Annotated in this window: 12 protein-coding genes and 1 pseudogene; 3 read left to right on the plus strand and 10 right to left on the minus strand. The window is 40.7% G+C overall.

The genetic code is table 11. The annotated features are described in order from the left end of the window. Positions 1 to 126: 126 nt before the first annotated feature. The 6 genes and pseudogenes from AACV20_RS08985 to AACV20_RS09010 form a co-directional block, all read right to left on the minus strand. A pseudogene (locus tag AACV20_RS08985) lies at positions 127 to 321 on the minus strand (ClbS/DfsB family four-helix bundle protein); the annotation flags it as partial. Between the two features lie 142 nt (positions 322 to 463). Next, on the minus strand, positions 464 to 997 hold the full coding sequence (locus AACV20_RS08990; protein ID WP_170908046.1) for a cysteine hydrolase family protein: 534 nt from the start codon (positions 995 to 997) through the stop codon (positions 464 to 466). A gap of 144 nt (positions 998 to 1,141) precedes the next feature. Continuing rightward, the gene (locus AACV20_RS08995; RefSeq protein WP_170908047.1) at positions 1,142 to 1,774 is read right to left on the minus strand and encodes a DUF4145 domain-containing protein; all 633 of its coding nucleotides are present in this window, start codon (positions 1,772 to 1,774) and stop codon (positions 1,142 to 1,144) included. Between the two features lie 182 nt (positions 1,775 to 1,956). Beyond that, entirely contained in the window at positions 1,957 to 2,247 is a 291-nt protein-coding gene (locus tag AACV20_RS09000) for a YkgJ family cysteine cluster protein (protein ID WP_026028227.1), read from the minus strand. Positions 2,248 to 2,453: 206 nt separating this feature from the next. Further along, positions 2,454 to 2,927 (minus strand): GrpB family protein, encoded by a 474-nt coding sequence (locus AACV20_RS09005; protein ID WP_170908048.1) that lies wholly within the window; start codon positions 2,925 to 2,927, stop codon positions 2,454 to 2,456. Between the two features lie 135 nt (positions 2,928 to 3,062). Continuing rightward, positions 3,063 to 3,521, minus strand: a complete 459-nt coding sequence (locus AACV20_RS09010) for a hypothetical protein (protein WP_000400717.1) — start codon at positions 3,519 to 3,521, stop codon at positions 3,063 to 3,065. Between the two features lie 207 nt (positions 3,522 to 3,728). Between AACV20_RS09010 and AACV20_RS09015 the strand changes: the two genes are divergently transcribed. The 3 genes from AACV20_RS09015 to AACV20_RS09025 all read left to right on the plus strand — a co-directional run bounded on the left by AACV20_RS09015 (position 3,729) and on the right by AACV20_RS09025 (position 4,769). Then, positions 3,729 to 3,971 carry a type II toxin-antitoxin system ParD family antitoxin gene (locus AACV20_RS09015; RefSeq protein WP_170908049.1) on the plus strand — a complete coding sequence of 81 codons (243 nt, stop codon included), beginning with the start codon at positions 3,729 to 3,731 and terminating at the stop codon, positions 3,969 to 3,971. Further along, on the plus strand, positions 3,968 to 4,267 hold the full coding sequence (locus AACV20_RS09020) for a type II toxin-antitoxin system RelE/ParE family toxin (protein WP_170908050.1): 300 nt from the start codon (positions 3,968 to 3,970) through the stop codon (positions 4,265 to 4,267). The genes AACV20_RS09015 and AACV20_RS09020 overlap by 4 nt, the downstream gene beginning before the upstream one ends. A gap of 313 nt (positions 4,268 to 4,580) precedes the next feature. Continuing rightward, entirely contained in the window at positions 4,581 to 4,769 is a 189-nt protein-coding gene (locus AACV20_RS09025) for a hypothetical protein (protein ID WP_170908051.1), read from the plus strand. A gap of 190 nt (positions 4,770 to 4,959) precedes the next feature. On the opposite strand, the gene AACV20_RS09030 is transcribed toward AACV20_RS09025, so the two are convergent. From AACV20_RS09030 to AACV20_RS09045, 4 genes are all read right to left on the minus strand, one after another. Beyond that, on the minus strand, positions 4,960 to 5,385 hold the full coding sequence (locus tag AACV20_RS09030; RefSeq protein WP_017048740.1) for an N-acetyltransferase: 426 nt from the start codon (positions 5,383 to 5,385) through the stop codon (positions 4,960 to 4,962). Positions 5,386 to 6,002: 617 nt separating this feature from the next. Beyond that, positions 6,003 to 6,773, minus strand: coding sequence for an alpha/beta fold hydrolase (locus tag AACV20_RS09035; protein ID WP_170901513.1), 771 nt, complete (start codon positions 6,771 to 6,773; stop codon positions 6,003 to 6,005). Between the two features lie 162 nt (positions 6,774 to 6,935). Then, entirely contained in the window at positions 6,936 to 7,817 is an 882-nt protein-coding gene (locus tag AACV20_RS09040) for a hypothetical protein (protein WP_170908052.1), read from the minus strand. A gap of 677 nt (positions 7,818 to 8,494) precedes the next feature. Then, positions 8,495 to 9,304, minus strand: a complete 810-nt coding sequence (locus AACV20_RS09045) for a hypothetical protein (RefSeq protein ID WP_212752665.1) — start codon at positions 9,302 to 9,304, stop codon at positions 8,495 to 8,497. Between the last annotated feature and the right edge of the window lie 83 nt (positions 9,305 to 9,387).

Below are 9,387 nucleotides of genomic sequence, written 5' to 3' on the forward strand. Positions count from 1 at the left end.
AGGAGAATCAATGAGAAAACTGGCGCAATCCGAACACTTAGAGTAAAAATAGGGAAAGAGAAAAAGTGCTGGTTAAGGTGTTCGGAATAAACCGAAACAAGCGTTCGCAATCACCGAAATACGCATCAAGACCAAGTTTCCCCAACCAATAAGATAAGCGACAGTGTCACAAACGCTAATTTGTGTTCCTTTTACGTTACCTTCAATTTCACACTTACGTGCCATTGATGCAGGAACACTCAGATAGTCGTCCATAAGTTTCGGGAATATAGAATTTATAGCTGTGAGCAACTCATCTTTTGATTCAGGAACTGTAGACATTATTTTCTCCATTCACATAACGCCGCGTTAAGTGGTGAGCAACGCCAACCACCCTGCCTAAACCATTGTGACATAAACACTTAACCCAAAGTAAGCTGAAAACGCCGAGCGTTGGGAATCCGTCTTAAACGCTTTGTTAGCCCTATGCCAAAAGGCTACCTACTTCAATTGCGTCTATCTTTACACCAAAGCTCGAAATGTTGGGCAATGTTGCATTATGATGCGCACGAATTTGAGCGCCGGTAGCATGCGATTTATCGTGGGTTGTATGAGCATCCGATATCAACGTAACCGAATAACCTAACCCAGCAGCCCTGCGAACGGTCGTATCAACACAAAACTCAGACGCATAACCACAGACGATTACATTGTCGATTCCTAATTCTGTCAGAAGACTTTGAAGGTTTGTATTCAAAAACGAATCAGGTGTTGTCTTGCGAACAAAATAATCGTCCACTTGAGTCACAAGCGTCGACTGCAACTTCCAACCATCGGAACCAAATTCGATCACAGAATTGAGCTGCTCATGCTGAATGAAAACAACTGGAACTGCCGTATTCCGAGCCCATTTGGTCACTTCATTAATCTTATCTAAGACTACTTTAGACTCAAATGGTTGTGGTTCGGGATCGAATAAAATCGATTGAACATCGATAACAAGAACCGCAGATTTCATAATTATCCTCTTATAGGGCTAACGCCCGCTTAAGGGGCAGCCAACGTTACTACTAACTTTCCGCATAACACCGTAACCACAAAAACCAACGCATAGTAAAAATGCCGCGCGTTGGCTGTCCCTCTTGAAGCGTTTGTTAAGTGTTTATTTGACGCTGTCCCGTTTTTCCACAGCTTTCAACACTCCCTCAGGAAGGATATGATAAAGCGCTGCCACTTTTTTAGGTTGAGAAATTGTCACCTCAACAATAAAGTTAATCATTTCAAACAGACTATTTGCTACTTCTGGGTTGTCATTTAGATCAATTTCTCCTGGATGCACTGCGTTATTACCTATTACTCGGCAATAATCTAATGCTTGCTGAACTTCGATGGGCAAACCTTTGGTAACTAGTGAACCAATGTCATCGTTAATATTTTTACCCTTTTCACCCAATTCAATAAGCAGTTTTTGAATAGCTAAGCGAAGTAAAGCTGCGGCAGCTCGAGGAGATCGCGCAACAATGTCCCTAGCCTCGTTATAATCTGAAGTACATACTTCAGGTAAATCTTGGTGGTGAGGGGGTACTGGTGCTTCTGAGGGCACAATCATTCTACCTTGAAACCAAAAAGAAATTTCATTGCAATGACAACATTTATTATATGAAAACTCTGTATTCTGAAAATTACCATTTTGATTACGAAGAAAAATCTTATTCCAATATTGACTTGCGAATACTCCACATTGAACACAATGAAATTGTTCTTGTAGAAATATCGGTGGATAATATTTACTCATTTGTACTCCCAAACTCAAGAAACACTTAACGCCCGGTTAAGGGGCTGACAACGCAAACCACTGAACTCCAAATAACCACCGTAATCACAAAGGCCGATTTGAACACAAACCGCCACGCGTTGGCAGTCCCTCTTTAACCGTTTGTTATGGCTAACAACTCTCTGATTTATCGAACAAAACTTTCAAGGTAAATCTGACCTTTCATCTCGACATTCATAAGAGCCCATTTCAAACTCTCGACAAATCCAAGGTCGATTCTCATAAATCGTGCACATGAATGTTTCTCGGTCTAAAGCTGAGCACCAACCATCCGCCAAACGTAGCATGGTTTCCCCACCCCATTGGTCGAAAGCAATGTGTTGCTCTGGCACACCTGTATCTGTAATGATCATGACCTCTAAACGACAGCAGCAAGCCTGACAGTTTGAGCAAGAAATTTCCGTACTAGATACATTTTTAATTGGAATTGTCATCGTGTTCTTCAAATCAGTGTAATCACAGAATGGTACTCCAATTTGAACCAATTTATCGACATTCGTGACCAACTCAATTTGGGAGCCATAACGCCAAATTAAGGTGTGAACAACGCTAACCACCCTACCTAAGGCATTGTGCCATAAACACTAAACTTGCTTGAAGTGAAAGCGCCAAGCGTTGTGAATCACTCTTAAATTTATTGTTATGCCTGTCCTAAAACGTGCTCAATAAAAGCTGACTTTTTTCGACGATACTCTTCTTGAGTCCAACCTGTACAAAACATTTTGAGTTCATTGTATTGTTGGACCAACTCAGGGCTTTCACGTAGCTTGTCCCTAAACCTCACAAAGAAGTCAAACTCTGAGCCATTCGCTACGACTTGAAAAGCGACATCTTCACCTGAGCTATGTTCTAGCATGCAAAGCTCTGGAGTTCTTAACGTATTGGATTTTTCATTGAAACCTAATGTAGAAAGTAACTTCACTGCTTTTTCTAGCTCGTTACCGTTGACGCCAACAAGTATGTCTAGGTCTCCCTTAGATACAGCATTAGGGATAGAAGAAGCTCCAATATGTTCAATTGTTGCGCTTGGAAGTAAAGCGGCTATCTGAAGTTCATACTTACGATAGAGATTTTCACAAGATGCCTGATACTCATCTGCTTTGTAAAACTGCATATTTTCTCCCAAAAGGCATAACGCCCGCTTAAGGGGCAGACAACGCTACTACTCACTTTCCGCATAACACCATAACCACAAAAATCAACGCATAATAAAAATGCAACGCGTTGACTGTCCCTCTTGAAGCGTTTGTTATGTGTCTTTTCTTACCACTGTATGATTGAGTATGCGGCGGTTAATTTTTTGTTTCCAAGCAAGCTGCTTTTCCGAAAGACTACGTGTACGTTTTGTCTTCATCAAAAAGTGGTACTCACTTTCGTATATGTAACCTAGTCTATAAGAATGGATAATTAGATCTTCGTTGGCATTAGCATTTACATCTTTGGCTATGCGTTTGAGACCTGCAAATAAGTTACCAGTGTCAATGCCGATAAACCTGTTTACACACACATTCCCTACGTAAGTTTTATTGCCGTTTAGTTGATTTTTAATATAACAAAGCTCTTTTATCGGCTGACCACAAGGGCAACAGTCAAAGTCTTCCTGAATTTCTACACCAACAAGCAACCATTCATTCTTTGCGAGATGAAACTCACTTGAGTTGGACAAAGGTAAAATGTGCTCTTTTAACCGTTCAAAGTTATGTTCCATACCTCGATCTCCAAATACACATAACGCCGCGTTAAGTGGTGAGCAACGCTACCATCAGACCTAACCCATTGTGCCGTAAACACTAAATTCAAAGCAAACCGAAAATGCCAAGCGTTGGGAATCCGTCTTAAACGCTTTGTTATGCGCCTTGCGCCCGCGTCAATTTAGTACCATAATTAGGTATTAATTGGTACTGAGGATTATATCATGGCTAAAAATACAAGTATTACTCTTGGCGACCACTTCGATGGATTTATTGCCGGTCAGATCCAAAGCGGACGATATGGCTCTGCTAGTGAAGTGATTCGTTCTGCTTTACGCTTATTGGAGACGCAAGAAACCAAATTGAACACTTTACGCCAGTTACTCGTTGAAGGCGAAGAAAGTGGAACTGCTGATTATGATCTTGATTCTTTCATCAATGAACTAGATAGCGAAGAAAGAAAATGAAACCATTTCAACTAACTAATAAGGCTAAAACTGATTTACGTGATATTGCCTTGTTTACCTCACGCCGTTGGGGACGAGAACAACGAAATATATATTTGAAACAATTTGATGATTCATTTTGGTTGCTTGCTGAAAACCCTGACATCGGAAAGACTTGCGATGAAATCAGAGACGGTTATCGAAAGTTTCCGCAAGGTAGTCACGTAATTTTTTACCGTCAAGTTGGTAGCCAGAATATTGAGGTAATTCGTATCTTGCATAAGAGTATGGATGTTAACCCTATCTTTGGCGCATAACGCCCAATTAAGTAGCCCGAAACGCACTGGCTCACTTTCCGCATTGCTCGGCAACACGAAATTCAACGCAAACCAAAATCGCCGAGCGTTGAGGGTCTGCTTGAATTGTTTGTTATGTTTTACCACAAATGACTGATTTATTTGGCAAAGAACTGCATTCTTGACCGCATTTCAAGAAGTGAATCACAAGCTCAAACTCACTTGGCCGCCAAAGGCACGAAACACAAAGCGCGTAAGTCCACTTCCCTGCCCAATGAGGCAACCCGATAAACGCTCAACAAGCGCCCTCTCTTTCCAACCAAAGCGCAGAACAATGGCAAATTGCCGAGGCAACTGCCAAGCCAACATGCTACTTGGCAAATACACTCAAAGCGACTTAGAGCCAGTGACACTTAAAACCAACCGCCACGACCTGAAAATGAAGCAACCCACGAATATTGACATGTTTTACGGGCTGAGAGATTCAAGAATTTGGGCCGACAATGCGGATTTGCTGAAGTAACTCGAACGAACTGCCATAGGGACAAAGAACAGTGATCGAAGAAACTTTAAGCCACTGAAATACAAGTAAACATAACGCCGCGTTAAGGGGTGCAGGCACATAATACAAAAGCTACCGCACAGCGACTTAATCACTGAACCCAACGCAAACCGAAAATGCCACGCGTGCCAAATCCCACTTAAACGCTTTGTTATGTGCCCGAACTCATTGTGTACTCTGGGTGTCCCGTATGCTCGTCTAGTTGCTCACTGACGACTGCAAAACCTTGAGACAAATAGAACTGATAACTAGCCTGATTTTCCTTGTATACGGAAAGGCTCAAGATCGCCCTTTGAGCTTTGGCATGACTTAATAACTGCTTACCGATGCCTTTACCCTGAAATTCAGGAAACACGAATATGGCAGCCAAAGTACTTTCATACAGCGCGTAAAAACCAACTATTTTCGACTCAATTTCATAAACGAAGACTTCTGAAGCAGGAATATAAATATTACGCATGTTCTCAACTTGAGATCCCCAGAAGTTCGCCGGGACGAAATCATGCGCTTTAACAGAGGCTTCAAGCCAGATTTCAAGAACCGAATCTAAGTCATGTGAATTGTACTTTCTTATCATTTTCGAACTCTAGATTTCCAAATTTATCGGGGCAACATAACGCCCGGCTAAGGGGTTGACAACGCACCACCGAACTCAAAAAACACACTGTAAACGCTGAACTTCAATTTTGCACTAAAGCCGCCACGCGTTGGCAATCCCTCTTGAGCCGTTTGTTAGGCCAACCGATTGACAACGATACTTTCAAAACCCAAGAACAAGGCTTGTTTGATAACTGAAAACCAACTAAGCGATTCATTTATAAACCAAAACGCTAAATCAGCAAAGAAACAAAAAACTCAAATTGAGCGGTTTGGAAGAAAAGTGACGAGTGTAGCATTCTCGGCGGACGTTTGGATGTTGAAGGTTATTTTGCCGCTAAATTCACAACGACAAGCAACCCAACGCGATCAAGAAACAACAAATATGTGATGACTATTTATTGCCTAACTTAAGCCAGAAAACCTTGAATTTACCGTTCAATTCCAACTCGATTTAGCTGATAAAAACTCATTTTGCCTAACGCCCGGCTAAGGGGTTGACAACGCACCGCCGAACTCAAAAAACACACTGTAAACACTGAACTTCAATTTTGAACTAAAGCCGCCACGCGTTGGCAATCCCTCTTGAGCCGTTTGTTAGTTTTTGTGTTGCAACAAGAACTGCTCTAACATTTCACCCACCAATTCCGGTGATTCTTGATGCGACGAATGTGCTGTCAATGGAATATTGGCAAAACTACAACCTACAATTTTCGACTTTAAAGCCGCTGCCTCATCCAACGAAAACAAGAAGTCATTATCACCTCGCATTACTAATGTCGGGCAACGGATTTTTTCAACTAACTCATGTGGGTAGCCAGATTCTGTTGTGTCAAGCCAGACTGCTTTTACAGCGTCTACGAGTTTAGGGAAATCCGGTTTAGGATTTGACGCCTCATATAAAGCAACATCATCGGCAAACCTTGATGCCCAAAATTCAGCCGTCAAACCACTTAGTAATTCAACTGATGGATCATCTGCCTCTAATCGCCACTGCGAACCCAGTGTCACCAAACAAGATACTCTCTCCGGTTCTTGTATTGCTAAACGATAACCTACGATACCACCGTCACTAAAACCAAAAATCGAATATTTCTCAATACCCAAATAGCTAAGAACATGCTGAACGTCTTGTTGATATTGCATGTAATTAAGTGGACGATTGCCTAAAAGGGACTTTCCGTGACCACGGAAATCTATACTTATCAATTGATAGTCAGCAGCAACATATTTATGAATTGAACTTAACTCATTCAACGAACCAAGACCGCCATGAAGCATCAATAATGGCTTGCCGTCATGATTACCTGAAAGCTCGTAATAAATCTCGGAGCCACTAACACTTACATAACCATTTTTATTTTTCATTTTATCGACCAACTACGTTTGTATTGATTTGACCTGAAAAAACTAACGCCCAATTAAGGGGTGAGCAACGCTACCACCCAACCTAACGCATTGTGCCATAAACACTAAATTTGAAGTAGAAGCAAAAATGCCAAGCGTTGGGAATCCCTCTTAAATTGTTTGTTAGTTTCGTTCTAAACAAAAGCTCTGTAATGCCCTTAAAGGTTGCCTTAATGTTCCATTACTCCAAAAGGCAACTGAGTAATAGGTAAGTTCTTTATTATGATATGAGCCGATCAATACACCAATGACACCTGAGAATTCACCCATATTCATAGAACCATGAGCTTCTATTGTTTTTTGCCATGTTCTTAGATAGTCATAAATTTTTTGGTTCTTTGAGCCATCCCAACCATCAAAGACAGTTACCAATACTCTCAGAGGCGAATTCAATCTGCATAGCTTGTTCATTTCTTGATTTGCAGTTCGAATATCATTCTCTGATTCAATTTGTATTTGAGGAACATAAACATCGTCATAGAATGACTTAGACATAACATAGTCAACTGTAAACTCTTCATTACCATGAAATAAACCTAATTCTTTAGAAACCAAAGGGAGAAGTGATTCCTTATAAAATACTGTACGATTGCTTTTAGAAGACCAAGCATCTGACAGTTCATCACGTGAAAAAGTACCCAATTTATTAACTAGTTCATCTTTGAATGATGTCCACAGTGTATAGTTTTTATCTTTTTCAGTATTACCTTCAGGTTCTAAGTATTCTTCAATTCCACGAGTCGAACTGAACCAATGCTTATCATCAGGCAATACAGGATTACGATCACTCGAAGGAGCAAGAACTAAGTCACTACACATAGAATTGAAAGTTACATCTTCGAACCTAAACTCACCTTTTCCTCGTTCTTTTAACACTGTCGCGGTTGCAGGCATCGCCATCGACAGCATCAGGTTACACTGCGGACATTCCATTAAGTCCCAAGTATTTAGATGAACTTCACTACCAACACATACTGGGCACTTTTTATACTCAACAAATATCATTATTACCCTTTTATTTTATTACTGTACTCATAGAAACTAACGCCCGGCTAAGGGGTTGACAACGCACCGCCGGACTCAAAAAACACACCGTAAACACTGAACTTCAATTTTGCACTAAAACCGCCAAGCGTTGGCAATCCCTCTTGAGCCGTTTGTTATGCAAATTCAATAAGATAAACTGACTTTACTCGATCAAAAGCCACGATTGCAATGGTTGAGTGATTCAAGAATCAACCCAAGCAAGAACTGTGATAAGTAAGCCGCGAAAACAAAGTCCGCCTTTCAGCAACCAACCAAGCTTTTGAATCAGGAAAACTCAACGAGCGAAAACTTCAGCAAAAGCAAAATGATCGATTAACTTGCCCTTTCCACACTTTGCGAACGCAAGATTCACAACGCGCCAGCGCTAAAACTGATTGAGGCAAACAAAGAACCTTGCCTGTTTTACGGTTTAAGTTAACCACGAATTTGAGGGTAAAAAAGCTCATTTGCCGACAACACAAAACGAATGGCCGGAGAAATCCCAAAAGATTGAACCCCTAAATTTACCTGAGTTGCATAACGCCCGGTTAAGGGGCTGACAACGCAAAACACTGGACCTAAAATAACAACCGTAATCACAAATGCTGATTTGAACAAAAACCGCCACGCGTTGGCAGTCCCTCTTGAACCGTTTGTTATATTCGTAGTTTTTCTTTGAGCCAATCCACCACTTCTGTTTTTCCTTGCGGATTGTAATAACTTAAATGAGGTAATCCCACAATACAGGTTTCCCTACCGTTTATCTTTGTATTAAACGTTTTACACACCCATTGACCATGACCAGAAGCGATAGTAGTTTCATTGCCTTTAAACAAACTTTTTAAGAAAAAGTATGGTGAAGCAGATGTTTCAGCATTGCCAAAAGTAATTATCAATTTAGGCTGCACAATTTCCAAAACACTTTCGTGAAATGCCCAACAAATTCCAGCCAAGCCGAAACAAAGTTCATTTGAAGACTTCGAAGTCGTAAATATTAAATTTGTAGAACATACATCACGAACATCATAACCAAGTTGTTCCATCAGCCAACTAACTCTTTTCTGCAAAGGAGCCTGACCTACTTCATATTTAGAAATACCATTAACCCAAGCCTCATCTAAGTACGAATTTTCAGTTCTAGTTAGCATTTGATCAATATGATCACCAATAGAAATAAAGCCAGATCCGCCAGGATTTAACCCCATAAGATAGATATCACCTTTCTTTAACGTTTCTGATGAACTATATACGACTTCCCCATGGTCATTTAATAAATATCTTAACGTTTCTTTCGCTTTTTTAGGTAACTCTAATTTTCCCATTAAACCTCCAAGAATATAACGCCCAATTAAGGTGTGAGCCACGCAACCACGACACTTAACTTGAACACCGTAAACACTAAACTTGACCCAAACCAAAAACGCCAAGCGTGGGGAATCACTCTTAAATTGTTTGTTATATTTCAAGTACTTCGATACCTTTGATATCTAGTACAAGAATTTTCGCAATGTGTTCTGGACGACTTAGGCATTGCTTTATGTCTTCCACG

It is taken from the genome of Vibrio sp. B4-6, from assembly GCF_963888245.1.
GTDB classification, from domain to species: domain Bacteria; phylum Pseudomonadota; class Gammaproteobacteria; order Enterobacterales; family Vibrionaceae; genus Vibrio; species Vibrio anguillarum.